Below are 23241 nucleotides of genomic sequence, written 5' to 3'. Positions count from 1 at the left end.
AGACCTGAAACCTCGGCCGCCCGGCCGGGGACGTTCCGAATTTCTGGAGACTGAAATGGCACAAGACAGCCAAACCGGGGTCGCGCAGACGGCCCGGCGCGAGAATGCGCAAAAATTCTATAGGGCCGCCTGGCGGTGGCACTTCTATGCGGGACTCTTTGTTGTCCCGTTCCTGATCATCCTGGCGGTGACTGGCCTGATGATGATGTTCATTACCCAAACCGATGGCCGCGACGGAGAAAAGATCGCGGTCGAGATCACGGGCCAGGCGATGCCCGCATCCGAGCTGGCCGATCTGGTGCAGGCCCGCGTACCGGGCCGCGTGGTCGAATGGATCGGCCCCAAGGCGCCGGATCTGGCAACCGTGTTCCGCGTCAAGGCCGAAACCGGCCAGCGCATGGTGGCGATCGACCAGTATTCCGGCGAGGTGATCCAGGTCTGGGACCGCCGCGCGGGGTGGTACGATCTGGCCGACAACATCCACTCGACCCTGCTGATGGGCGATACCGGCGATCGCATTCTGGAAATCGCGGCCGGGATGGCGCTGCTGTTGGTATTCACCGGCCTTTACATGTGGTGGCCGCGCGGAAACGTTGTGGCGGCCCTGGTGCCTGACTTGCGGGCGCGGGGCCGGGCCCTGTGGAAATCGCTGCACGCGGTCACCGGGTTCTGGATGTCGCTGTTGCTGGTCGGGTTCCTGATCTCGGGCATGTCCTGGACCGGGATTTGGGGCGGCAAGTTCGTGCAGGCCTGGAGCAGCTTTCCGGCCGAGAAATGGGACAATGTCCCACTGTCGCACGATTTGCATGCCAGCATGAACCACAGCAGCCAGAACGACGTGCCCTGGGCACTGGAACAGACACCGATGCCGGCCTCGGGTTCGGAAGCGGGCGTCGCCGGGGTGCCGACGGGTGTTCCGGTCAATATCGATGCGATGGTTGCGCTGGGCGAGGTCCTGGGCATGCAGAACCGGTTCCGCGTCGCCTATCCCAACGGCGACACGGGCGTGTGGACCCTGAACCGCGACAGCATGAGCGGCGATTCAACCAACGCCACCGAGGACCGCACCGTCCATGTCGACCAGTACACCGGCAAGATTTTGGCCGACGTGCGGTTTCAGGACTACTCGCTGATGGGCAAGGCCATGGCGGTGGGCATTCCGCTGCATATGGGTCTGGCGGGTCTGTGGAACTTTGTCCTGAACGTGGTGTTCTGCCTGTCGGTGATCTTTGTCTGCGTGTCCGGCGTGGTCATGTGGATCAAGCGGCGGCCCTCCGGCGCCAGCCGTCTGGCGGCGCCGCCGATGCCGGCCGAGATGCCCTTGTGGAAGGGCGCGGTGCTGGTCGGGCTGTTCACGGCCATGGCCTTTCCGCTGGTCGGGCTGACGCTGCTTGCGGTGCTGGCCGTCGACCTGCTGGTGTTCAGCAACATACCCGCGGTTCGGCGCGCATTCAACTGACCGGTTCGGGCGGTGCCCCTGTGGTGCCGCCCGTCTGCGTGGCGCGACAGCGTCCCCCTTTTGGCGCGCCACGCAACAAAACCTGTGGCCAGCCCGTTCCGGGCTTGGCAGGTCCGGCCAAAGGCCCTAACAGGGAAGGCCAGAGGGACGACAGCCATGAAGAAACAGGACATGAACCGGGATTGGATAGCCACCGCCGCCACGCTCAACAGCGCCCTGCCCTATCTGCAGCGCTATGACGGGGCAATCGTCGTGATCAAGCTGGGCGGGCACGCCATGGGCAGCGACGAAGCGATGGAGAGCTTTGCCCGCGACGTGGTGCTGATGCGTCAGGTCGGCGTGAACCCGGTTGTCGTGCATGGCGGCGGGCCGATGATCAACGCGATGCTGGACAAGCTGGACATCCAGTCGGACTTCGTGAACGGCAAGCGCGTCACCGATGCCGCCACGGTCGAAGTGGTCGAGATGGTTTTGTCCGGCGTGGTGAACAAGCGCATCGTGCAGGCCATCAATGCTCAGGGCGGAACGGCCGTTGGCCTGTCGGGCAAGGATGCCAACCTGATGACCTGTGACCAGACCGACGCGTCGCTGGGCTATGTCGGCACGCCCGCCGAAATGAACCCCAAGATCCTGCATGATCTGTTCTCGCATGACGTTATCCCGGTGATCGCCCCGCTGGGGGCGGGCCGCAATGGCGAGACGTTCAACGTGAACGGCGATACCGCGGCCGGCGCAATTGCCTCGGCGCTGAAGGCCGATCGCCTGCTGCTGCTGACGGACGTGTCCGGCGTCAAGAACGCCGCTGGAGAGGTCGTGACCGAGTTGAAGGCTGGCCAGATCCGCGAGATGACCCGCGACGGCACCATCGCAGGCGGTATGATCCCCAAGACCGAAACCGCGCTGGACGCGCTGCACAGCGGCGTGCGCGCCGTGGTCATTCTGGACGGCCGTGCCCCCAATGCCGTGCTGCTGGAACTGTTCACCGAACATGGTGCGGGGTCTCTGATCCGCCCCGACTGACGCGAGCAAGCCCGCCCTTGCAGTTCACATTCACATGCTTAAATCTGAATGCATGGAGCGTGAACTCATCATCCGCTTGGGTATCTTTCTGACGCTGTTTCTGACCTTCGCGTTGGCTGAAAGGCTTGCCCCGCGCCGCCCGCTACGCGTGCCTCGATCGCGCCGCTGGCTGACCAACCTGACGGTCACCCTTTTGAACACACTGACACTGCGGGCGATGGCGATCGGGTTCCCTTTGCTGGCGGTCGGGGCGGCCTTGGATGCCGGCCGGTTGGGCGTCGGAGTTTTCAACACTCTGGACTGGCCCAAATGGGTCGAGGTCACCCTTTGTGTACTGGTGCTGGATTTCGCAATCTGGGCGCAACATCTGATCACCCACAAGGTGCCGATCCTGTGGCGTCTTCATCGTGTGCACCACGCCGACCGGGATATGGATGTCACCACGGCCGTTCGCTTTCACCCGGTCGAAATCGCCTTGTCGATGGGTTTGAAGATCGGTCTCGTCTACCTGCTGGGACCCAGCGCGCTGGCGGTCATCCTGTTCGAAATCCTGCTGAACGGCACCGCTTTGTTCAACCATTCGAACATCCGCCTGCCCGCCGCCGTGGATGCCGCCATGCGCCGAATTCTGGTCACGCCGGACATGCATCGGGTCCACCATTCGGTGCTGCGCAGGGAACATGACAGCAATTATGGCTTTGCATTATCCATCTGGGACCGTTTGATGGGGACGTATGTGGCACAGCCCGAGGCCGGCCACGATGACATGACGGTGGGGCTGGAATGGCAGGACGATCGACCGACGAAGCTGGGGTGGAGCCTCGCTCTGCCGTTTCGGCGCAAGTGACCTATGATCAAGTGGTGTCCACATCCGAGGCCGCGGGCTTGATCGTCATGGGCGCACAACACCCGCGGGTGAGTGGCGCCAAACAGTTGGATACTGGCACGCTTATTCTGCTCGGGGCAGGCAGCAGCTTTTGGCCAGTCCTCACCGCTTCGGCCGAGTGGTTGGCCGGCAAGCCGGACCCGGTCGACCGTTGGTCGCTCCGAGTGGTCGGCACCCTTGCGGAAAACCTGGGCGCCCAAGCGTGGTATCCATTCGGCGGCCCCCCGTATGCGCCATTCATAGATTGGGCGTTGAAATCGGGACGTACGTTTCAAAGCCCGGTGGGCGCTCTGGTGCACGACACGGTGGGAATGATGATTTCATTCCGTGGAGCCCTGCATTTTGATCACGAGTTCGACATTCCCGTCGCAGACGACCCTTCACCCTGTATCAATTGCCCTGCGCCCTGCGCATCGGCCTGCCCGGTCGGGGCTTTGAACGCCAAGTCGTTCTATGACGTCGACGCCTGCCACGGCTACCTGAGAACTCCGCCGGGTCAGTCCTGCATGACACAGGGATGCGCGGCCCGGCTGGCCTGTCCGTTCAGCGCGGGGGCCGGACGTCGGGCCGAGCAATCCGCCCATCACATGAGAGCCTTTCACCCGGAATGACCCGCGCGCTTATCCTGACCCGCCACGCAAAATCCAGTTGGGACCATCCCGACCTGCCCGATCATGACCGACCGTTGAACAAGCGCGGCCGAGCCTCCGCCTCCGCCATCGGCGATTGGCTGCGGCGCAAGGGGTATAAGCCCGACGAGGTCCTCAGTTCTTCATCCGAACGCACGCGCGAGACCTGGCTTCGGATGGGATTGAGTGCGTCCAACATCCGGTTCCTCCCCGAACTCTATCATGCCTCGCCCGATCAGATCCGGCAGGCTCTGTCCAGGGCGACGGGTGAAACGGTCCTGCTGCTGGGCCACAATCCGGGGATCGCGGAATTCGCGGAACGTATTGCTCAGTCTGCACCGGAGCACCCGCGGTTCCTCGACTATCCGACCTGTGCGACCACGGTTCTTCGTTTTGATCTGGCGGACTGGTCCGGAATAGGTTGGCACGACGGCCAGGTGATCGAATTCGTCACGCCGCGCGCGTTGCTGGAATGAAAAAAGGGCGGGATCACCCCGCCCTTTCCAACGTAGTACTCAACCCGCGTCAGTGACCCAGAATCTGGCTGAGGAACAGCTTGGTGCGTTCGCTCTGCGGGTTGTTGAAGAACTCTTCCGGCTCGTTCTGTTCAACGATCTGACCAGCATCCATGAAGATCACCCGGTTTGCCACCTGGCGGGCAAAGCCCATCTCGTGCGTCACGCAGAGCATGGTCATGCCTTCCTCGGCCAGTTCGATCATGGTGTCGAGCACCTCTTTGATCATCTCGGGGTCCAACGCCGAGGTCGGCTCGTCGAACAACATGATCCGCGGCATCATGCACAGCGAGCGGGCAATCGCCACACGCTGTTGCTGACCACCGGACAGCTGTCCCGGATACTTCAACGCCTGATCGGGGATCTTCACCTTCTCAAGGAAATGCATCGCGCGCTCCTCGGCCTCTTTCTTGGGCGTTTTACGCACCCAGATCGGGGCCAGCGTGCAGTTCTCCAGAATGGTCAGATGCGGGAACAGGTTGAAGTGCTGGAACACCATGCCAACCTCGGACCGGATCTTGTCGATGTTCTTCAGATCGTTCGACAACTCGGTGCCGTCCACCACGATCTTGCCCTGCTGGTGTTCTTCCAACGCGTTCAGGCAGCGGATCAGAGTGGATTTGCCCGACCCCGACGGCCCCGCGATCACGATCCGCTCGCCCTGATTGACGGTCAGATTGATGTCGCGCAGCACGTGGAAGGACCCGTACCACTTGTTCATGTTTGTGATTTCGATGGCGACCTCGTCGCTCACCTGCATTTTAGAGCGGTCAATTTCGCGGTCGATTGCAAGTTCAGACATGTGTTGAACTCCTTAGTGATGATCCGTGGCAAGGCGACGCTCGAGCCACTGGGAATATTGAGAGATGCCGTAGCAGACGACGAAGAACAGAAGCGCGGCAAAGCCCAGAAGCTCCCAATAGACGCCGTTCCATTCGGTCGACGCCAGGATGGGACCCCGGATCATGCCCACCAGATCGAACATCGAGATGACCGAAACCAGCGTGGTATCTTTGAACAGACCAACGGCCACGTTCACGATACCAGGGATTGAGATCTTCAAGGCCTGCGGCAGGATGATCAGACGCATCGCCTGCGGGTAGTCCAGACCCAGACTGTCTGCTGCCTCATACTGACCGCGTGGAAGCGCAGCCAGACCGCCGCGGATCACCTCAGCGATATAGGCGGCAGAGAACATTGTAATCATGATCACGACGCGCAGGAACAGGTCGACCGTGCTGTCAGGCGGGAAGAAATAGGCCAGCATCACCGAAGCCACGAACAGCAGCGTGATCAAAGGCACGCCACGGATGAATTCGATGAAGATGACGCAAACCCACTTGATCAGCGGCATATCGGACTGACGACCCAGAGCCAGTGCAATACCCAGGGGCAAGGACAGCGACACACAGGTCACGCCCAGCATCAGGTTCAGCATAAAACCACCCAGGTCACGGCTGGGCACCGCAGTCAGCAGCGCACCTTCGTTGGCGTCTTCGGGAATGAGTGCCCCGCCGACATTCCACACGACCAGCGCCACGACAATGGCCCCAAAGAACCCGGCTGCAAAGCTGTTGCGGCCAAATTTCTGGAACACCACGCCTGCCGCGACACAGCCCAGCAGGGCCACGATGGGCACCATGATGGTTCCACCCCAAATCAGCCAGAAAGCGATAAACGGGTAGAGCGCCGTAAACAGCAGCAACTTACGAGGCAGGTCGAAGAACAGAACAGGTGCCACAGCGACCAGCATCAGCACAAACGCCAGGTTCGGGCGCCAATACGCTTCTACTGGATATTTGAACCCGTAGATCAGTTGATGCCAGCGTTCGGTCAGAACTGCGAAACAGGCCCCGGTCTTGCCGTCCAGAATCTCGCGGCATTGCGCCAGCGAGTCCGCATTCCAAACGCCGTTCAAAATCCACGGCAAGGTGTTCTTGAGAAGCACATAGATCAGCAGAATCGACAGAAGGGTAAGGATCGTGTTTGTGACACCCGAGAAAAGATTCTCACGCAGCCATTTGACGATACCCGTCTGGTTCGCCGGCGGAGGCGACGGAGGAATGGTGCCGTCGGCCACAAATGCGATCGGATTTGTTGTTTGATCAGCCATGGCTCAGCGCTCCTTCAACTTGACGGATGCGTTGTAGATGTTCATCGCCATCGAAATCAGCAGCGAGGCTGTCAGATAGAACAGCATCAGCAGCAAGACGCACTCGATCGCCCGACCGGTTTGGTTCAGCGTGATGCCACCCAGCGTTGCGGTGATATCCGCATAGCCGACTGCAATCGCAAGCGACGAGTTCTTGGTGATGTTCAGATATTGCGAGATCAACGGCGGGATGATGACCCGCAGCGCCTGAGGCAGGATCACAAGATTCATGATCCGACCGGGACGCAGGCCCAACGCGGCCGCAGCCTCGGTCTGGCCTTTTGAAATCGCCTGAATACCCGCACGTACGTTTTCTGCGATGAAGGCGCCGGTATAGATCGACAAAGCGAACCACAATGCGATCAGCGGGCCGCCGACCTTGATACCACCGCTGAAGTTGAAACCTTTCAGTGCGGGGACGTCCCAGGTCAGGCCCATCAAAATCATCAGCAGCGCAAAAGGCACGAGCCAAACTGCAAGTTTCACAAGGCCGGTCTTAGGACGCTCGCCCGTCTGTTCCTGTTTGAGCGTGGCGCGTTTCTCAATTTCACGAGACGCAAACCAGGAAGCGACCAAAACCGCGATGACCAGCAGCCAATTCAGAAAGGTCGAACCGAACAGCCCATTCGCAAACTCTGGGCGCGGGACATAGACGCCGCGGTTGGTAAAGGCGAACAGATCAAACAGCATGCTGGATGTTGGGTTATCGCCGCGGAACTCCCTCGGTCCCGGCAGCACGGCGGTCATGATCGTGAAGATGATGATGATCCAGATCAGAACCGGAATATTCCGGAATATTTCCACGTAGACCGCCATCAGCTTGGATACAAGCCAGTTGTTTGACAGGCGCAAAACGCCTGCGATCACGCCAAACACCGTCGCAGTGATACAAGCCAGGAATGCAACCAAAAGCGTGTTGAGAATGCCGACGACAGCCGCACGCCCATGCGAGGACTGGCTGTCATATTCGATCAAACGCTGGTTGATGTCATACCCGGACGGATCGCCCAGGAAAGAATAGGAAATGTTGAGCCCTGCGGCCCTAAGGTTCTGGATCAGGTTGTTGCCAAGATACCAGATGCTGAGCGCAATAACGATTGCCGCGATCACCTGAAATGTAAGAGAGCGATAGCGTGTATCGTTTATGAGCATCGACAACCGAAAGTCAGCCTTCGGTGGGTCAGTCATAGTCGACATATTTTGGGATCCCCGTGCTTTTCGGACGCTTCCTTCCCGGCAGGGTTTTCCCCGCTCCCGAGCAGCCCGTAGCATTCTGTTCTGCGTAAAAGGGCGCAGGTTACCCTGCGCCCTTTTCCGTGGATTTTAGCGGAACGGCGGCGAGTACAGCAGGCCACCATCGGTCCACTGTGCGTTCAGACCGCGTGCCAGACCGATCGGGGTTTCCTCACCGATGTTCTTGGCAAACACTTCGCCGTAGTTGCCACCCGCCTTGATGGCGCGCATGGCCCACTGTGCGTCCAGACCCAGCATCTCGCCCAGGGTGCCTTCGCTACCCAGCAGACGGTTGATTTCCGGGTTCTCGGTGCCTGCAGCCATCTCGTCGATGTTCGCAGAGGTGATGCCCAGCTCTTCGGCCGAGATCAACGCGTTCAGGGTCCAGCGAACGATGTCGCCCCACTCGTTGTCGCCGTGACGGACCAGCGGGCCCAGCGGCTCTTTCGAGATGATTTCGGGCAGCAGAACGTGATCACCGGGGTTTTCGAACGTGGCGCGGGTTGCGGCCAGGCCCGAAGCGTCGGTGGTGTAAACGTCACAGGCACCTGCCAGGTACTGCTGCTGCGCTTCGGCGTTGGTTTCGATCGGAACCGGCTCGTAGCTGATGTTGTTCGAGCGGAAGAAGTCCGCCAGGTTCAGCTCGGTGGTGGTGCCGGTCTGGATGCAGACAGTGGCGCCGTCCAGTTCCTTGGCCGAGCTGACGCCCAGTGCCTTGGGAACCATGAAGCCCTGACCATCGTAGTAGTTCACACCCACGAATTCGAACTTCAAGTCGACGTCGCGGCTGAAGGTCCAGGTGGTGTTACGGGCCAGCATGTCAACTTCGCCCGAAGCCAGAGCGGTGAAGCGGGTCTTGCCGGTGGTGGGAACGAATTCAACAGCATTCGCGTCACCCAGAACGGCGGCGGCTACTGCGCGGCATACTGCAACGTCAAAGCCCTGCCATTCGCCATTCGCGTCAGGTGCAGCAAAGCCAACCAGGCCGGTGGTCACACCGCAGTTCAGCTTGCCGCGCGCTTTGACGTCGTCCATGGTTCCTGCCGCGGCCGCGCCGGCAGCAAGACCGGCAATCGTCGCCGCGCCCAAGATTACGGATTTTTTCATTTTTACCTCTTCCTGATTTCCCGCCCCATCCCGGGACGGATCTTGTCCGACACACAAAGGTAGCCGGATAGGTTACCCCAAAGGTGTCTCCCCTTTAGTGCGCCCGAGTTTGGGCGCATTCATAAACAAACGTCAAGGGTCGGATCAGTGAAAACGATATGTTCCCGGCAAGGCAACTGCCCAAGCCTCTCAAATCAGGACCAGAAAGGCTCAAACCGATAGATCATAGAAGGTTTTCGCGTGCAAAAAGGCGATCTTCTTCAGTTCGGCGGCTTGGACCGCCTCGTCGTCATCCCCCCATTGCTCGGCCTGCCACGATTCATCCAGCCGAGAAATGCGCCATATCTCGTCCGGGTTGCGCCAGTTTTGGGCAGCGGCAAAACCCAGAATCAACGAACCCGACAGACTCACAAGGTCGTGAAACGCCGCCAGACGGAACGCGTCCAGGTCGTGAACCTGCCGACGCAGCCGATCCAGCGCCTCGGGGGCCTGAGGCTGATGCCGGACGCCTTCGACCGGGATCAGTCTGGCGCCCAGCGTTTCCGCGGCCCAGTCCAGCGCGGGATCCCATTCGCGGCGCTGACGTTCGATCAGGACTTCGGGGTGGGTTGCGCGATAGCACAGCAGGTCCGAATCGCCATAGTCCGACAACATGTCGGCCACTTCCGCGTGCTGATGCTGCACCTTGTCGATTGCCGCGTTGGCCGAGCGGGTGAAGGGCATTGTCGCCGGATCGATTTCCTTTTCCTGCGCATCCCATTCGCGGGCCACCGCCTCGGCCATGGCCCGGGTGGACAGGACCAGAGCAGCCTTGGCCGGTGTCCGTACGCGGCGGCCGTCCAACTCGACGGTATAGCCGCCATCGGTCGCGACCACTGCACTGGCTGTCCAAAAGCGTTTCGGTTTCCACTCACTCATATCGTTATCCCCAGACTTCGGCCAGGACGCCAGGCAACTGCTCGAACCGGTCGATCACCGCGGACGCCGCACCCAGCTGCGACCGTTCATGATAGCCCCAGCCCACACCGATCCCTGCAACCCCGGCGGCCCGCGCCATTTCCATGTCAAAGCTTGTGTCGCCGATCATCACGGCGTCACCGGCCGAAACCCCTGTTTCAAAAAGCGCCGTTTCGATCATCGAGGGATGCGGCTTGGAAGGATGATGGTCCGCCACCTGACGGGTAACGAAGACCGAATCCAACCCGTGCGCCTCGAGCAAGGCATCCAACCCCCGCTCCGATTTACCCGTCGCCACGCCCAGAAGGATCTCGGGCACGGCCTGCAACGATCCGATAACCTCGCGCGCGCCGGGATAGAGCGGTGAACTTGCTGCCCCCATCTCAAGCCGATGAGCGTGATACGCCTCTTTGTAACCCTCGACCAAACGGTGTTGAGTTGCCGGCGACTGATCCGGCGCGAGGCGCGCGATTGCAATCGCCAAGGACAGCCCCACGATCGACAGGATCGCCGCGCGATCCGGCACCGGAAGGGACAGAGCCTGAAAACTGGCGGTCATGGCTGACACGATGCTGGCCTGGCTGTCCACCAGCGTCCCGTCGACATCGAACAGAACCAGGCGCAGAGGCGCGGTCATTGCAACTCCTCGAACGGGTCCTCGGCGGCCAGATCCTCTGTCCAGCCCAAAGTATCCCAGCTGTCCTTCATGTGCGGCGGCAGCGGGGCGTTGATCGTGACCTGCTTGCCGGTCATCGGATGGTTGAACGACGCAGTTCGGGCGTGCAGATGCAGCTTCTTGCTGATGACCCCACCCAATTGTGCGCCCCAGCCATCGCCCAGGTTTTCCTGACCCGAGCCGCCGTACTTACCATCGCCGATGATCGGGTGCCCGATGGCCGCCATGTGCGCGCGCAACTGGTGCGTGCGGCCGGTGACGGGCTCCATCGCGACCCAAGATGCACGCCCCGCCACCCGATACAGCGTGGCATAAAGCGTATGGGCCCGTTTGGCGCCCGGCGTGCTGTCGATCTCGTTCAGGTGGACGGCGATCATCTTTTCGCCCTCGCCCTGCTTGCCATGGCCGGGGGCCTTGACCAGCCCGGTCTTGATCTCGCCCAGATACGGCGTCGGCACACCAGCCACCAGAGCCCAGTAGATCTTGCGCGTATTGCGGTGCCGGAAGGCTGCGGTCAGCCCCTTGGCCGCTTCGCGCGTACGCGCCATCAGCAGCACGCCCGAGGTGTCCTTGTCGAGCCGGTGCACCAGCCGCGGGTTCTCGTCATAGCCAAAGCGCAGCGCCTCGGCGAGGCCGTCCACATGCCGGGCCTGACCGCTGCCGCCCTGAACGGGCAGGCCGTGGGGCTTGTTCAGGGCCAGCACGTGGTCGTCGCGATAGATCACGCAGGACTGGATCATTTTCGCATCGGCATCGGTCACGCGCGGGCGGGCCGGGGCCGGTTTGTGATCCGGGTCCGGCAGGGGCGGCACACGCACCACCTGCCCCGCCTGCAGCCGGGTCGAGCCCTTGACCCGCCCCCCGTCCACCCGCAGTTCACCCTTGCGGCACATCTTTTCGATCCGGCCCTGGCTGACATGCGGGAACAGGCGCCGCAACCAGCGGTCCAACCGTTGGTCGCCGTCGCCCGGCTCGACCGTGATCATCTGTACGCCGCTCATGCCAATACCCCTTGCGACCGGATGCTGCGCGCCCGGAAAATCGCCCGTGTCAGTGCCTCAGAAAACATCCGCGTCTGTCGCGCGCCGCACGGCAAGAGTCAAGCAGGCTTACGGGTTCGCGGGCCAAGGCCGCTCATATATCGGTGAAATCCCCGTGCCGCCCGGCCCCATCGCGGAACCGAGCCGCGCCGGATGTGCCCTCGCGGCGGATGGCGTCCAGCCCGTTGGCCCATTCGACCTTCAACGCCTCGCGCATCGGCATCCCCCGGGTTTCGATGATCGAGCGGCGGTCGGCGCGGACGGCCTCCTGCGGGAACCGGGCAATCTCGTGCGCCATCGCTTCGGCCGCCATGCGGGTTTCACCCTGCGGCACGATTTTCTCAGCCAGCCCGATCCGTTCGCACTCGTCAGCCCTGACCTTGCGCCCCGTCAGCGCGATCTCGAGCGCCTTGCCCTGCCCGACCAGCCGCGGCAGACGCACCGAACCGCCATCCATCAGTGTGATCCCCCAGCGGCGGCAATAGACGCCCATATAGGCGTCCTCAGCCATCACCCGGATGTCGCACCACAGGGCCAGTTCCATGCCGCCGGCCACTGCGGCACCCTCGATTGCGCCGATGACCGGCTTTGACAGCTCCAGCCGCGATGGGCCCATCGGCCCAAGCAACGACGGCGCCGCCCCGATCGGAAAAGCGTGCTTGTCGAAATAGGGCTCGCGCAGGTCCGGGTCAGACAGCGTGGCTGCCATCTTGAGGTCCCAGCCCGCGCAGAAATTGCCACCCTTGCCCCAGAACACAGCGGCCTTGGCCGTGCTGTCCTCGAAGGCGATGAAGGCCTCGGCCAGTGCTGTCGCGTGTTCGGCATCCGCGGCGTTTCTGGCCTGGGGCCGGTCGTGGATGATGGTCCACACGTCGTCTGTTTTGTCTATGGAAACGGTCATCTGTGCTCCTCCCTGGCGGCATGTAACCCTAGGGAAACCCGGGCACGCCTTGGGTGTCGCGCAGAACGCGACGGCACGGCCTGATCTGACCTTGCGTCACGGCCCCTTGCGTCGACTGCGCAGTTTCGAAAAGTAGTCCAGACGCTTTTTCAATTCGCGCTCGAACCCGCGTTCAACCGGCTGGTACAGGACCGGGCGCTTCATGGTCTCAGGAAAGTAGTTCTGCCCCGAGAACCCGTCCTCAGCATCGTGGTCATAGGCATAGCCCGCGCCGTAGCCCTGATCCTTCATCAACCCGGTCGGCGCATTCAGGATGTGTTTGGGCGGCGGCTCGCTGCCCGACTGCTTGGCCAAGCGCATCGCCGCCTTGTAGCCCACATAAGCCCCGTTGGATTTGGGCGCCAGCGCCAGATAGACGACGGCCTGCGCCAGCGCCAACTCACCCTCGGGCGACCCGAGCCGCTCGTACACTTCCCAGGCATGCAGGCAGATCGATTGGGCCTGCGGATCGGCCAGACCTATGTCCTCGACCGCCATCCGGGTGATGCGGCGGGCCAAGTACCGCGGATCCTCGCCACCGGTCAGCATCCGAGCAAACCAGTACAGCGCCGCATCCGGGTCGGACCCGCGCACCGATTTGTGCAGCGCCGAGATCAAATTGTAGTGCTCGTCCCCCGACTTGTCGTATTTCGCGGCGCGGCGCATCAGGCGCTTGGCCAACGCGTCGGGGTCCAGCGGCGCGTCCACCGACCAGGCCGCGATCTGTTCGATCAGGTTCAACAACGCCCGGCCGTCTCCATCCGCCATTTCCTGCAGCGCGTCCCGCGCCGCGGGTGTCAGGGGCAGCGCCTTGCCCAGCTCTTTTTCGGCACGCTGTGTCAGGCGTTCCAGATCGGCCAGCCCCAGCCGCTCCAGCACCAGCACCTGCGCGCGGCTGAGCACGGCGGCGTTCAACTCGAACGAGGGGTTTTCGGTGGTCGCGCCCACCAGAAGGATCGTCCCGTCCTCCATATGCGGCAGGAACCCGTCTTGCTGGGCCTTGTTGAAACGATGGATCTCATCCACGAACAACAGCGTCCCCTTGCCGTTCCGCCGCCGCAACTTGGCGGCCTCGAACACCTTCTTGAGGTCAGGAACACCGGTGAAGATCGCGCTGATCTGTTCGAAATGAAGGTCGGTTTCCTTGGCCAGCAGCCGCGCGATCGTGGTTTTGCCCACCCCCGGTGGCCCCCAGAAGATCAGGCTGGACAGGCTGCCCGACGCCAGCATCACCCCCAGCGGCGCCTCTGAGCCCAGAACCTGTTGCTGCCCGATCACGTCGGACAGCGCCTGGGGCCGCAGGCGGTCGGCCAGCGGGCGGTTCGGGGCCGGTTCCGAGGACTGGCCTTCGGTGTCGAAAAGGTCACTCATGCCGTCAGAGCCTGAACCGCAACGACACAGGCTTGCCACCGCGCACCAGGTCGATCTGCACCCGCCGCCCCGGATCGCGCAACGCCCGAACGATGTCGCGCGGGCGTTCAGCATGTCGCCCGTTCACGGCATTAATGACATCGCCGGGCCGCAAGCCGGCCCGAGCACCATATGGGCCGGGGTCGACCACGACCACCCCGGTCTGCGACAGAAGCAGGCCCATCTTGGCAATCATTGCCGGGTTGATGCGCGCAACCGTCATACCCGGCAGAACCGTGCGATCGTCCAGAGTGGTTTCCTCGGCCGGAGGCGTCTCGGGCGCGGGCACCAGATCGACGCTGACCTCAGCACGCTCGCTACCGCGGAGCCGGGTCAGAACGGATGTCCCACCAACACCCGCCACAGACATGCGGAACTTCATCTCAGCCGGAGAATTCACCTCTTCGCCGTCCACATGCGTGACGATGTCCCCGACCCGCAGGCCGGCCTCGGCCAACGGGCTGAGCGGATGGAGGTCCGAGATCACAACGCCTTGCGGCAACGAAAGCCCAAGGGATTCGGCGATGTCGGCGCTCATGGTCTGTCCGGCCATACCCGCCCAAGGGCTGACGAAACCATCGTTTCCTTCCTGGGCCTGCCGCAGAAACTCTGCGACCAGATTGGCCGGAATGGCGAAGCCAATCCCATTGGACCCACCCGACCGCGTCAGGATCGAGGTGTTGATGCCGATCAGGTCACCATTCACGTCGATCAGGGCGCCACCGGAATTGCCCGGGTTGATGGGCGCGTCTGTCTGGATGAAATAGCCCCGTGCATTGCCGGTGGCGGTGCCAGACCGCGCCAGCCCCGAGATGATGCCAGACGACACGGTCTGCCCCACGCCGAACGGGTTGCCGATGGCCAAGGCCAACTCCCCCACCTCGACATAGTCAGAATCCCGCAGACGCAGGAACGGCAGTCCTTGAGCATCCTGCAGGCGCAGGATGGCGATGTCGCTTTCCTCGTCGCCCAGAACGACCTCGGCCTGGAACTCGCGACGATCCGTGGTCACGACCCGGATCTCGGTCGCGGTGCCGACAACGTGATAGTTCGAGACGACATAGCCGTCCTCGGTCAGGATGACGCCCGACCCCAGCGAGTTTTGCACCCGCGGCCGCGGTGCACCGAACCCACCGCCGAAAAAGTCGCGAAAGAACGGATCCGTGAAAATCGGACTGCTGCGTCCAGGCCGGACGATCTTGGCATAGATGTTCACCACCGCCGGGGCCGCCTTTTTGACCACCGGGGCAAAACCCATCGAAATCTCGACCTGTGACTGAGGAACCCGTGTCTCGGCACCGGCATGGGTGGCCAGTGTCATCAGGCATACGGCCAGGATCGTGCGTATCATGACAGCTCCGTTCATCATCCGCCGAAGATATGCGGAGGTCGGCACGCGAATGCAATAGAGCACGCGAAACCTTGCCGCTGCCATGTCCGCCGTGAGCGAGGCGATCCACAAGAAAAAGCCCCTGACCGGGATATCCGGACAGGGGCCTTGAAGCGGCAATGCAGCCGGTTCTTATTCTTCGTCAACGTCCACTTCTTCGGCGGCGACGCGGGCCTTGTCGGCTGCGCCTTTGGCGTCGATGTCACGATCAACGAATTCGATGATCGCCATCGGAGCCATGTCGCCATAGCGGAAGCCAGCCTTCAGGATGCGGACGTAACCGCCCTGACGCTCGGCATAGCGGGGGCCCAGAACTTCGAACAGCTTGGCGACGTCCTTGTCTTCCTTCAGCTGAGCTGCGGCCTGACGGCGGGCGTGCAGATCGCCGCGCTTGCCCAAGGTGATCAGTTTTTCAACGATCGGGCGCAGTTCTTTTGCCTTGGGCAGGGTCGTCTTGATCTGTTCGTGCTCGATCAGCGAGCCGGCCATGTTCGAGAACAGGGCCTTGCGGTGCTCATGAGTACGGTTCAGGCGGCGGTAACCACGTGCGTGACGCATTTTTCAATTCCTTCTTTCGCGTTTTGCTTTGTCTGGCCGGCGATGCGTGTCACCGGCTCTCCTTGGGGCGGAAATGCCCATACGGTCCCCGGCAGCCCGGGCATTGGCGAAGACGCGCTTAGAACGCGTCTTCGAATTTCTTCGCCAGATCTTCGATGTTGTCGGGCGGCCAATCCTCGACATCCATGCCGAGGTGCAGACCCATGCCGGACAGCACTTCCTTGATCTCGTTCAGCGACTTGCGGCCGAAGTTCGGAGTGCGCAGCATCTCGGCTTCGGTCTTCTGGATCAGATCGCCGATATAGACGATGTTGTCGTTCTTCAGGCAGTTTGCCGAACGGACCGACAGCTCCAGCTCGTCCACTTTCTTCAGCAGCAGCGGGTTGAACTCCAGACCATCGTCCTCGTCCTGGCGGCCAGCCGATTCCGGTTCGTCGAAGTTGACGAAGATCGACAGCTGATCCTGCAGGATGCGCGCGGCAAAGGCCAGCGCGTCCTCGGGTGTGATCGAGCCGTCGGTTTCGATCTTCATGGTCAGCTTGTCATAGTCCAGAACCTGACCTTCACGGGTCGGCTGAACGTCATAGGCGACCTTCTTGACCGGCGAATAGATCGCGTCGATCGGGATCAGGCCGATGGGTGCATCTTCGGGCTTGTTCTTCTCGGCCGAGACATAGCCTTTGCCAGTGTTGACGGTCAGTTCCATGAACAGCTCGGCGCCATCGTCCAGGTGGCAGATGACGTGATCACGGTTCAGAACCTCGATGCCGGCGCTTTCGCTGATATCACCGGCGGTGACAACTGCGGGGCCTTTGGCATTGATCGACAGGCGCTTGGGCCCTTCGACTTCCATGCGCAGAGCAACCTGCTTGAGGTTCAGGATGATGTCGGTGACGTCTTCACGAACGCCTGCGACCGAGCTGAACTCGTGCAGGACGTTGTCGATCTGGACGCTGGTGATGGCCGCGCCTTGCAGCGAGCTCATCAGAACACGGCGCAGCGCGTTGCCCAGGGTCAGACCAAAGCCACGCTCCAGCGGCTCCGCAACCAGGGTTGCCTGCCGCGCGGGATCGTTGCCCGGCTTGCCTTCCAGCTGGGTCGGCTTGATCAATTCTGCCCAATTCTTGTGGATCATGTAATCCCTCCATTCCTGTCTGCGCCCCATGACCAATCAGGTGCAGACGCCCGAGGTTTCAAAACGGCGAACCGGGGCCGTGTAAAAACACGGCCCCAGCCTGGTAATTCGATCGGTTAGACGCGGCGGCGCTTCGGCGGGCGGCAGCCATTGTGGGCAATCGGGGTCACGTCGCGGATCGACGTGATATTGAAGCCCACGGCAGCCAGCGCACGCAGAGCCGATTCACGACCCGAACCGGGGCCCTGAACTTCGACTTCCAGCGTCTTGACGCCATGTTCCTGCGCCTTCTTGCCTGCGTCTTCTGCAGCCATCTGAGCGGCGTAGGGGGTCGATTTCCGCGATCCCTTGAAGCCCATGGTGCCGGCCGACGACCAAGCGATGGCGTTGCCCTGCACGTCCGAGATCAGGATCTTGGTGTTGTTGAAGGTCGAGTTCACATGGGCGACGCCCGATGCGATGTTCTTACGCTCTTTGCGCTTAACGCGAGTCTTGTCACGTGCCATCAGTCAGACCCTCCCTTATTTCTTCTTACCAGCAATGGCCTTTGCGGGGCCTTTGCGGGTACGAGCGTTGGTGTGGGTACGCTGACCGCGAACCGGCAGGTTGCGGCGGTGACGCAGACCGCGATAGCAGCCCAGGTCCATCAGACGCTTGATGTTCATCTGAACTTCGCGACGCAGGTCACCTTCGACGGTGAAGTTGGCGTCGATGTATTCGCGGATGGCCAGAACTTCGGCATCCGACAGTTCATTGACGCGACGGGTCGTGTCGATGCCAACGGCTTCGCAGATCGCTTTGGCCGAGGTGTTGCCGATACCGGTGATATATGTGAGGGCGATTGGTACCCGCTTTGCAGTCGGGATGTTTACGCCGGCAATACGTGCCACGTGTCACTTTCCTTTCGTTGCGGTTCCGTAGTTCCAGAACCTTTTTTCACAACGCCTAACCGTGGCAGTGTGGCCAGAGGGTTCAGCATTATTCGAGGTGGTCTATACATGCGGAACGAATCCCGCGTGCGCGATTGATTCCCCAAAGGGATGGGGGTCGATATGGGCTTTTGCGCTTGGCGTCAAGCCCTTTGCAAGCTTAACCCAATATGGCTGCGATCGAGGCCCGGACTTCCTTGATGTCCGCCAGCCCGTTCACCGGTCGAAGATCGCCCTTGGCGTAGTAATAGCCAATCAACGGCGAGGTCTTTTTGTAATACTCCATAAGCCGGGTGCGCAGGCTTTCCTCGTTGTCGTCGGCACGACGGACGAAATCGTTTTCCTTGCCGCAATTGGTGCATTTACCATCGGCCGGGATCGGTTTGGTCTTGTCATTGTAGACCTCGCCGCAACCGCCACAGGTCGACCGGGCAGTGATCCGATCAACCAGGGCCTCGTCATCCACGCGCATTTCGATCACGGTGTGCAGCGACTGGCCCAGCTTGGTCAGAAGGGCCGACAAGGCGTCAGCCTGGGCCAAGGTTCGCGGGAAGCCGTCGAAGATGAAGCCTGCGCCCTTTTCGGTGGTCAGTTTCTCTTCGATCAGGCCAATCACGATCTCGTCGGTGACAAGCTTGCCCGCGTCCATGATCGCGGCCACCTTCTTGCCCATCTCGGTTCCCGAGCTGCGGGCCTCGCGCAGCATGTCACCGGTGCTGAGCTGGATCATGCCCCGCGTTTCAACCAGGTGACGTGCCTGCGTACCCTTGCCTGCCCCCGGGGGGCCCAGAAGAATGATATTCATCGACGAGCGGGTCCCTTCCTGCCGCGTTTCTTGCCTTTACCGCGCAACTGGGACTTTTCGATCAGCCCTTCGTATTGATGCGCCAACAGGTGGCTCTGAACCTGTTGGATCGTGTCCATGGTCACAGAGACGATGATCAGAACCGAGGTGCCGCCGAAATAGAACGGGATGGCGAACTGGCCGCGCAGAATTTCAGGCAGCAGGCAGACCGCCGCCAGATAGGCCGAGCCCAGAACCAGTACGCGGTTGACCACGTATTCCAGATATTCGGCGGTCTTTTTGCCGGGGCGAATGCCGGGCACAAAGCCGTTCTGCTTTTTCAGGTTGTCCGCCACGTCATCCGGTTTGAACGACACGTTGAACGTGTAGAAGTAGGCAAAGAACACGATCATCGACGCAAAGAACAGCAGATAAAGCGGCTGTCCCGGTCCGAAATTGGCCAGCAGCCACGACATGATCGGTCCGTTTGCAGCGCCCGACGAAAAGGTCGAGATCGTGACCGGCAGCAGCAGCAGCGAGCTGGCGAAGATCGCCGGAATCACGCCGGCCGGGTTGACCTTGACCGGCAGGTGGCTCGAGCCGCCCTCATAGACCTTCATGCCGACATTGCGGCGCGGGTACTGGATGTGGATCTTGCGCAGCGCGCGTTCCATGAACACCACGAAGGTGATAACGGCGATCACCATCACGATCACGCCGACGATCACGGCCGGGCTGATCGCGCCCGAACGGCCCGAGGCAAGGAACTGGGCCAGCGCGGCAGGAACCTCGGCGATGATGCCGACAAAAATGATCAGCGAGATGCCGTTGCCGATGCCGCGCGCGGTGATCTGTTCACCCAGCCACATCAGGAACATGGTGCCGCCGACCAGAGTGATCATCGTCGACAGGCGGAAATACAGACCCGGATCGGTGGCCAAATCGCCCGATTCCAGAGAAACCGCCAAGCCATAGGCCTGCACAGTGGCCAGCGCCACGGTGCCGAAACGGGTGTACTGGTTGATCTTCTTGCGGCCCTGCTCGCCCTCTTTCTTGAGTTGTTCGAGCGCGGGCACCATCGAGGTCAGCAGCTGTACGATGATCGATGCCGAGATATAGGGCATGATGCCGAGGGCAAAGATACCCATCCGCCCCAGCGCCCCGCCGGTGAACATCGAAACCATCCCACCGATGCCCTGCCCCGCCTGTTCCATGAACTCGCGCAGCGCCTGACCGTCGATCCCCGGCACCGGAATGAAGGTGCCCAGACGATAGACGATCAGCAAACCCAGCGTGAACAGGATGCGGTTGCGCAGATCGGTGGCCTTGCCCAGAGCAGCCCAGCTTGTGTTGGCTGCCATTTGTTCTGCTGCTGATACCATAAATCGGTCTCTCTTATGAAAACGCCGCCCGGAACCGTTTTCCGGCTCGGGCGGCGTCTTGGAAAACTCTGAGGTCTATGTAAGCGGGTCGGCGCCCGCTCACAAGCGCTTACTCTGCCGCAGCGGCTTTTGTGACCTTCAGTGAACCGCCCGCTTTTTCCACGGCTTCGATCGCCGCTTTCGAGGCGCCGGTCACTTCCAGGTTCAGCTTGGCGCTGATTTCGCCTTTGGCCAGAACGCGGATACCGTCCAGCTTGCGGCGCACCAGACCCGAGGCAACCAGTGCGTCCTCGGTGATGGCCGATTTAACGTCCAGTTTGCCGGCGTCGACGAATTTCTGGATCAGGCCCAGGTTGATGACGGCAAATTCCTTGCGGTTCGGCTTGTTGAAGCCGCGCTTGGGCAGGCGCTGATACAGCGGCATCTGGCCGCCTTCGTAGCCGTTGATGGCCACACCCGAACGAGATTTCTGGCCTTTGATACCGCGGCCACCCATTTTACCCTTGCCAGAGCCGGGACCACGGCCAACGCGGGTGCGTTTCTTGACAGCGCCGGGATTGTCGCGCAATTCGTGCAGTTTCATGTCGCTTCTCCTAAGCCGGATATGACCCCGAAGCGTAATGGGCCAAACACGGCATTTCTTGGTTTTGATTCTCGTGGCAAACACGCCACCGGAGCGCAGTACAGCCTCGCGCCCCGAGTTGCAAGTTTTGATTGCCCGGCAGCAGCGGCTCAGTCGTCGCGGCCAGCAATGGGCGCGTCTTTGGGCACAATTCCATGTTTGGCCACAAGTCGCCCGACCAGGCTGTCGGGATGTGGTATTCCACCATGGTTCTTGCGCATGATCGCCCGCATCCGGCGCCCGTACAAATGGATCGAGACGGTATCCTCGTGAAAAAACCGGTCAAGATTTTCGTTCGGCCGGGCAAGGGCTCGTCGGCGCGAAAAGTTGATCGGATAGAAAACATGCTCCGGCAGGACATATTTTATTTCGCCCGTTTGCTTGAGTGCCCAAGCGAATGCCTTCGGCCCCCACACGCCCCACAACGCCTCGGGAACGTTGGTCGGATTTCCGGCGTCCCGCGCCTCTTCCAGCGGTCGGCGGTGGCGCGGGGGTAACCAAGGCGGAATAAGGTAGGGATCATTCGTGTACTCGATCAGCTTGGCCAGGGTTTCACTGTCCTGCGGCAGGCCCAGAACCCCGATCGCCACCTCACCCTCGAGATACCCATAGTAATGACCATTCGCCGTTGAATAGGGTTTCAGGCAATAGGCATCGGTGTCGGCCCAGATCAGGTCGGGCTCCTGAGCCAGCATCCGGTAGCGGAACTTGTCGGAATGCGGCGCGGGGCTATTGGTCCGCTCATGAGTGATAAATTCGGAATCCGGCAGGATCTCGCGGGCATCACGGTGCTCGACACCCTCGGGGATGTTCGTCACATTGCTATAGGTATAAATCCGCACGCTGTGGCCCATATCCAAGTACGACTGGATGCACAGCAGTTCCAAAAAGCTGAGCGGCCCCTCGACCCACAGCATTGCAATCTGGAAGTCCCGTGCCATGTTCTGCCCTCTCTGCCCTCTCTGCCCAATGTGTTCATGCCTTGACGGCTTGCCTGCATTGGAGTGACCCAATTCCCGGCGCCGTGCAACGTCGCAGTTGTGGTACCAGCTATTTTCCTGCCCGTGTGGGATCCGTAAACACAAAAGAGGCGCCACTTGGGCGCCTCTGCTTCATATGTTGTCGTCCCGTATCTTACGAGCAGTAGGCGTGCTCACGGGCGATGTCGGCGATGTCGCACCGGCGGATGCCGATGTCGTTCAACTCGCGGTCGCTCAGACGCTGCAACTCGGTATACGTGCGGGTGTACTCGCTGGCCCGGGCGCGGTTTTCTTTCACGCGCTCGATCAGGTTTGCGATACGGGCGGTCAGGTTGAAGCCGCCATGTGTCAGGGTCGCTGTGTGTGCCATTATCTCATTTCCTTTCGAATGTCGGGGCGTATTCCCCGATGTCACTTACTTGGTTCCTGTCTTGGACAGGGTTGAGATAGGGAGTTCAGTTATCGCTAACAACGATGGTTTTGGACTGGCCGCTATGCATTTTTGGCATAGCGGCGCAAATCAGGAGTGACCGCTACCGGCCGCAAGCCGGGACAGGTTGTCCAAAGCAGCAGACCAGCCACCTTTGTAGTCCTGAAATAGTTCTGGCCCGGCCAGGCTTGTGATCTGCAACGTGACGCGCAGCGTACTGCCTTGGCCATTCGGCATGATTTCGTGTCCGCACAGCGAGACCGAGACCAACTCTCCCTGAATGACCAGTGTTTCGGTCAATGAAAGAAACTCCGGCGAGACCACGTGGAACAGGCTGGTCGTATTGAACTCTGGCGCCTCTTTCGGTCCACACCGCGTTTCCTCACGGCCTCCGGGTCGACAGTCAAAAACATCAATCAGAACTACGCTTTCATCGTCTGGTGCGGCCCATTTCTGGCGTAACTCGCGGTCGGTCAACACCTGAAACAGCCGGTCGGGAGCGCAGGAAATCTCGCGTTCCAGGATCAAAGTTTCGTAATCAGCCATCATCGGATTCCTTTTCAATTTGCTCGGCAAGTGCAGACAGGCGATCCAGCCGGCCTTCCCAGAGGTGACGTTGTTGTTTCAACCAACCTTCCGCCTCGGCGATCGGGGCGGCTTCGATATGCAACATGCGAACCCGACCGATCTTCTCCGAACGGATCATTCCAGCGGATTCCAGTTTGCCGAGATGCTTCAGAAACGAAGGAAGAGCCATGTCGTGCGCTTCGTGCAGCTCTGACACGGCCGCTGGGCCAGTGATCAGCCGTTCGATCACGGCACGCCGGGTCGGATCGGCCAGCGCAGAAAAAAATGTATCGAGTTTGTTAGCCATTAGGCTAAGTATTTCAACGCGCCGCCCGCGTCAAGAAAAAGTTAGCCGTTTGGCTATGTTTTAAATTTAAAGGTCAGGACAGAGGGCAAAAAAGGTGTCTACCTGTGAGTTCCTGGCCAGGCCTTGGCCAAGT

Annotated in this window: 26 protein-coding genes; 5 read left to right on the top strand and 21 right to left on the bottom strand. The window is 61.1% G+C overall.

Annotated elements, in window-relative coordinates; translation table 11 throughout:
• The first annotated feature begins 55 nt into the window (after window positions 1-55).
• From ACR0MM_RS17420 to ACR0MM_RS17400, 5 genes are all read left to right on the top strand, one after another.
• Entirely contained in the window at window positions 56-1459 is a 1404-nt protein-coding gene (locus ACR0MM_RS17420) for a PepSY-associated TM helix domain-containing protein (protein WP_480697580.1), read from the top strand.
• Window positions 1460-1615: 156 nt separating this feature from the next.
• On the top strand, window positions 1616-2479 hold the full coding sequence (argB, locus tag ACR0MM_RS17415; RefSeq protein WP_170583286.1) for an acetylglutamate kinase: 864 nt from the start codon (window positions 1616-1618) through the stop codon (window positions 2477-2479).
• Between the two features lie 52 nt (window positions 2480-2531).
• Window positions 2532-3326: a sterol desaturase family protein gene (locus tag ACR0MM_RS17410; protein ID WP_480697667.1), complete on the top strand. Its 795-nt coding sequence runs from the start codon at window positions 2532-2534 to the stop codon at window positions 3324-3326.
• Window positions 3263-3976, top strand: a complete 714-nt coding sequence (locus tag ACR0MM_RS17405) for a ferredoxin (RefSeq protein WP_480697578.1) — start codon at window positions 3263-3265, stop codon at window positions 3974-3976. Before ACR0MM_RS17410 ends, ACR0MM_RS17405 begins: the two co-directional genes overlap by 64 nt.
• The gene (locus ACR0MM_RS17400) at window positions 3973-4470 is read left to right on the top strand and encodes a SixA phosphatase family protein (RefSeq protein ID WP_480697576.1); all 498 of its coding nucleotides are present in this window, start codon (window positions 3973-3975) and stop codon (window positions 4468-4470) included. The genes ACR0MM_RS17405 and ACR0MM_RS17400 overlap by 4 nt, the downstream gene beginning before the upstream one ends.
• Window positions 4471-4519: 49 nt before the next feature.
• On the opposite strand, the gene ACR0MM_RS17395 is transcribed toward ACR0MM_RS17400, so the two are convergent.
• The 21 genes from ACR0MM_RS17395 to ACR0MM_RS17295 all read right to left on the bottom strand — a co-directional run bounded on the left by ACR0MM_RS17395 (window position 4520) and on the right by ACR0MM_RS17295 (window position 23108).
• On the bottom strand, window positions 4520-5311 hold the full coding sequence (locus ACR0MM_RS17395) for an amino acid ABC transporter ATP-binding protein (RefSeq protein WP_170361666.1): 792 nt from the start codon (window positions 5309-5311) through the stop codon (window positions 4520-4522).
• 12 nt (window positions 5312-5323) lie between these two features.
• Complete coding sequence (locus ACR0MM_RS17390; RefSeq protein WP_170342939.1) at window positions 5324-6622, bottom strand: amino acid ABC transporter permease; 1299 nt, start codon at window positions 6620-6622, stop codon at window positions 5324-5326.
• Between the two features lie 3 nt (window positions 6623-6625).
• Window positions 6626-7858, bottom strand: coding sequence for an amino acid ABC transporter permease (locus tag ACR0MM_RS17385; protein WP_170361668.1), 1233 nt, complete (start codon window positions 7856-7858; stop codon window positions 6626-6628).
• A 126-nt stretch (window positions 7859-7984) separates the two neighbouring features.
• Window positions 7985-9001: an amino acid ABC transporter substrate-binding protein gene (locus tag ACR0MM_RS17380; RefSeq protein ID WP_170343472.1), complete on the bottom strand. Its 1017-nt coding sequence runs from the start codon at window positions 8999-9001 to the stop codon at window positions 7985-7987.
• A 210-nt stretch (window positions 9002-9211) separates the two neighbouring features.
• Entirely contained in the window at window positions 9212-9919 is a 708-nt protein-coding gene (locus ACR0MM_RS17375; RefSeq protein WP_480697574.1) for an ATP12 family chaperone protein, read from the bottom strand.
• Window positions 9920-9923: 4 nt separating this feature from the next.
• Complete coding sequence (locus ACR0MM_RS17370) at window positions 9924-10595, bottom strand: HAD-IA family hydrolase (RefSeq protein ID WP_480697572.1); 672 nt, start codon at window positions 10593-10595, stop codon at window positions 9924-9926.
• Window positions 10592-11635: an RluA family pseudouridine synthase gene (locus ACR0MM_RS17365; protein WP_480697570.1), complete on the bottom strand. Its 1044-nt coding sequence runs from the start codon at window positions 11633-11635 to the stop codon at window positions 10592-10594. Before ACR0MM_RS17365 ends, ACR0MM_RS17370 begins: the two co-directional genes overlap by 4 nt.
• Window positions 11636-11768: 133 nt before the next feature.
• A complete protein-coding gene (locus ACR0MM_RS17360; RefSeq protein ID WP_480697568.1) occupies window positions 11769-12575 on the bottom strand; it encodes a crotonase/enoyl-CoA hydratase family protein in 807 nt (268 codons plus the stop codon).
• 96 nt (window positions 12576-12671) lie between these two features.
• Complete coding sequence (locus ACR0MM_RS17355) at window positions 12672-13985, bottom strand: replication-associated recombination protein A (RefSeq protein ID WP_480697566.1); 1314 nt, start codon at window positions 13983-13985, stop codon at window positions 12672-12674.
• A gap of 4 nt (window positions 13986-13989) precedes the next feature.
• Entirely contained in the window at window positions 13990-15375 is a 1386-nt protein-coding gene (locus ACR0MM_RS17350) for a trypsin-like peptidase domain-containing protein (protein ID WP_480697564.1), read from the bottom strand.
• 171 nt (window positions 15376-15546) lie between these two features.
• Window positions 15547-15972 carry a 50S ribosomal protein L17 gene (rplQ, locus tag ACR0MM_RS17345; RefSeq protein ID WP_170583305.1) on the bottom strand — a complete coding sequence of 142 codons (426 nt, stop codon included), beginning with the start codon at window positions 15970-15972 and terminating at the stop codon, window positions 15547-15549.
• A gap of 118 nt (window positions 15973-16090) precedes the next feature.
• On the bottom strand, window positions 16091-17107 hold the full coding sequence (locus ACR0MM_RS17340) for a DNA-directed RNA polymerase subunit alpha (protein WP_170342951.1): 1017 nt from the start codon (window positions 17105-17107) through the stop codon (window positions 16091-16093).
• A gap of 116 nt (window positions 17108-17223) precedes the next feature.
• On the bottom strand, window positions 17224-17613 hold the full coding sequence (gene rpsK, locus ACR0MM_RS17335; RefSeq protein ID WP_093965380.1) for a 30S ribosomal protein S11: 390 nt from the start codon (window positions 17611-17613) through the stop codon (window positions 17224-17226).
• 15 nt (window positions 17614-17628) lie between these two features.
• A complete protein-coding gene (rpsM, locus tag ACR0MM_RS17330; RefSeq protein ID WP_093965378.1) occupies window positions 17629-17997 on the bottom strand; it encodes a 30S ribosomal protein S13 in 369 nt (122 codons plus the stop codon).
• Window positions 17998-18196: 199 nt separating this feature from the next.
• Complete coding sequence (locus ACR0MM_RS17325) at window positions 18197-18841, bottom strand: adenylate kinase (RefSeq protein WP_170343464.1); 645 nt, start codon at window positions 18839-18841, stop codon at window positions 18197-18199.
• Window positions 18838-20202: a preprotein translocase subunit SecY gene (gene secY / locus ACR0MM_RS17320; RefSeq protein ID WP_093965375.1), complete on the bottom strand. Its 1365-nt coding sequence runs from the start codon at window positions 20200-20202 to the stop codon at window positions 18838-18840. The genes ACR0MM_RS17325 and secY overlap by 4 nt, the downstream gene beginning before the upstream one ends.
• Before the next feature lie 109 nt (window positions 20203-20311).
• Window positions 20312-20785: a 50S ribosomal protein L15 gene (gene rplO, locus ACR0MM_RS17315; RefSeq protein WP_170342955.1), complete on the bottom strand. Its 474-nt coding sequence runs from the start codon at window positions 20783-20785 to the stop codon at window positions 20312-20314.
• 149 nt (window positions 20786-20934) lie between these two features.
• Window positions 20935-21765: a hypothetical protein gene (locus ACR0MM_RS17310; RefSeq protein WP_480697562.1), complete on the bottom strand. Its 831-nt coding sequence runs from the start codon at window positions 21763-21765 to the stop codon at window positions 20935-20937.
• Window positions 21766-21958: 193 nt separating this feature from the next.
• Window positions 21959-22174, bottom strand: a complete 216-nt coding sequence (locus ACR0MM_RS17305; protein WP_170343462.1) for a DUF1127 domain-containing protein — start codon at window positions 22172-22174, stop codon at window positions 21959-21961.
• A gap of 150 nt (window positions 22175-22324) precedes the next feature.
• A complete protein-coding gene (locus ACR0MM_RS17300; protein WP_170343461.1) occupies window positions 22325-22780 on the bottom strand; it encodes an SRPBCC domain-containing protein in 456 nt (151 codons plus the stop codon).
• On the bottom strand, window positions 22773-23108 hold the full coding sequence (locus tag ACR0MM_RS17295; RefSeq protein WP_170342961.1) for an ArsR/SmtB family transcription factor: 336 nt from the start codon (window positions 23106-23108) through the stop codon (window positions 22773-22775). The genes ACR0MM_RS17300 and ACR0MM_RS17295 overlap by 8 nt, the downstream gene beginning before the upstream one ends.
• Window positions 23109-23241: the final 133 nt, after the last annotated feature.

Source organism: Ruegeria sp. BC6 (assembly GCF_056539185.1).
Note: the sequence above shows the minus strand (reverse complement) of the source record. Positions and strands in the feature narration are given on the sequence as shown.

Coding starts and splice junctions, on each gene's coding strand:
- ACR0MM_RS17420 (WP_480697580.1), top strand. CDS start 56: ATGGCACAAGACAGCCAAACCGGGGTCGCGCAGACGGCCCGGCGCGAG.
- argB (WP_170583286.1), top strand. CDS start 1,616: ATGAAGAAACAGGACATGAACCGGGATTGGATAGCCACCGCCGCCACG.
- ACR0MM_RS17410 (WP_480697667.1), top strand. CDS start 2,532: ATGGAGCGTGAACTCATCATCCGCTTGGGTATCTTTCTGACGCTGTTT.
- ACR0MM_RS17405 (WP_480697578.1), top strand. CDS start 3,263: ATGGCAGGACGATCGACCGACGAAGCTGGGGTGGAGCCTCGCTCTGCC.
- ACR0MM_RS17400 (WP_480697576.1), top strand. CDS start 3,973: ATGACCCGCGCGCTTATCCTGACCCGCCACGCAAAATCCAGTTGGGAC.
- ACR0MM_RS17395 (WP_170361666.1), bottom strand. CDS start 5,311: ATGTCTGAACTTGCAATCGACCGCGAAATTGACCGCTCTAAAATGCAG.
- ACR0MM_RS17390 (WP_170342939.1), bottom strand. CDS start 6,622: ATGGCTGATCAAACAACAAATCCGATCGCATTTGTGGCCGACGGCACC.
- ACR0MM_RS17385 (WP_170361668.1), bottom strand. CDS start 7,858: ATGTCGACTATGACTGACCCACCGAAGGCTGACTTTCGGTTGTCGATG.
- ACR0MM_RS17380 (WP_170343472.1), bottom strand. CDS start 9,001: ATGAAAAAATCCGTAATCTTGGGCGCGGCGACGATTGCCGGTCTTGCT.
- ACR0MM_RS17375 (WP_480697574.1), bottom strand. CDS start 9,919: ATGAGTGAGTGGAAACCGAAACGCTTTTGGACAGCCAGTGCAGTGGTC.
- ACR0MM_RS17370 (WP_480697572.1), bottom strand. CDS start 10,595: ATGACCGCGCCTCTGCGCCTGGTTCTGTTCGATGTCGACGGGACGCTG.
- ACR0MM_RS17365 (WP_480697570.1), bottom strand. CDS start 11,635: ATGAGCGGCGTACAGATGATCACGGTCGAGCCGGGCGACGGCGACCAA.
- ACR0MM_RS17360 (WP_480697568.1), bottom strand. CDS start 12,575: ATGACCGTTTCCATAGACAAAACAGACGACGTGTGGACCATCATCCAC.
- ACR0MM_RS17355 (WP_480697566.1), bottom strand. CDS start 13,985: ATGAGTGACCTTTTCGACACCGAAGGCCAGTCCTCGGAACCGGCCCCG.
- ACR0MM_RS17350 (WP_480697564.1), bottom strand. CDS start 15,375: ATGATACGCACGATCCTGGCCGTATGCCTGATGACACTGGCCACCCAT.
- rplQ (WP_170583305.1), bottom strand. CDS start 15,972: ATGCGTCACGCACGTGGTTACCGCCGCCTGAACCGTACTCATGAGCAC.
- ACR0MM_RS17340 (WP_170342951.1), bottom strand. CDS start 17,107: ATGATCCACAAGAATTGGGCAGAATTGATCAAGCCGACCCAGCTGGAA.
- rpsK (WP_093965380.1), bottom strand. CDS start 17,613: ATGGCACGTGACAAGACTCGCGTTAAGCGCAAAGAGCGTAAGAACATC.
- ACR0MM_RS17325 (WP_170343464.1), bottom strand. CDS start 18,841: ATGAATATCATTCTTCTGGGCCCCCCGGGGGCAGGCAAGGGTACGCAG.
- secY (WP_093965375.1), bottom strand. CDS start 20,202: ATGGTATCAGCAGCAGAACAAATGGCAGCCAACACAAGCTGGGCTGCT.
- rplO (WP_170342955.1), bottom strand. CDS start 20,785: ATGAAACTGCACGAATTGCGCGACAATCCCGGCGCTGTCAAGAAACGC.
- ACR0MM_RS17310 (WP_480697562.1), bottom strand. CDS start 21,765: ATGGCACGGGACTTCCAGATTGCAATGCTGTGGGTCGAGGGGCCGCTC.
- ACR0MM_RS17305 (WP_170343462.1), bottom strand. CDS start 22,174: ATGGCACACACAGCGACCCTGACACATGGCGGCTTCAACCTGACCGCC.
- ACR0MM_RS17300 (WP_170343461.1), bottom strand. CDS start 22,780: ATGGCTGATTACGAAACTTTGATCCTGGAACGCGAGATTTCCTGCGCT.
- ACR0MM_RS17295 (WP_170342961.1), bottom strand. CDS start 23,108: ATGGCTAACAAACTCGATACATTTTTTTCTGCGCTGGCCGATCCGACC.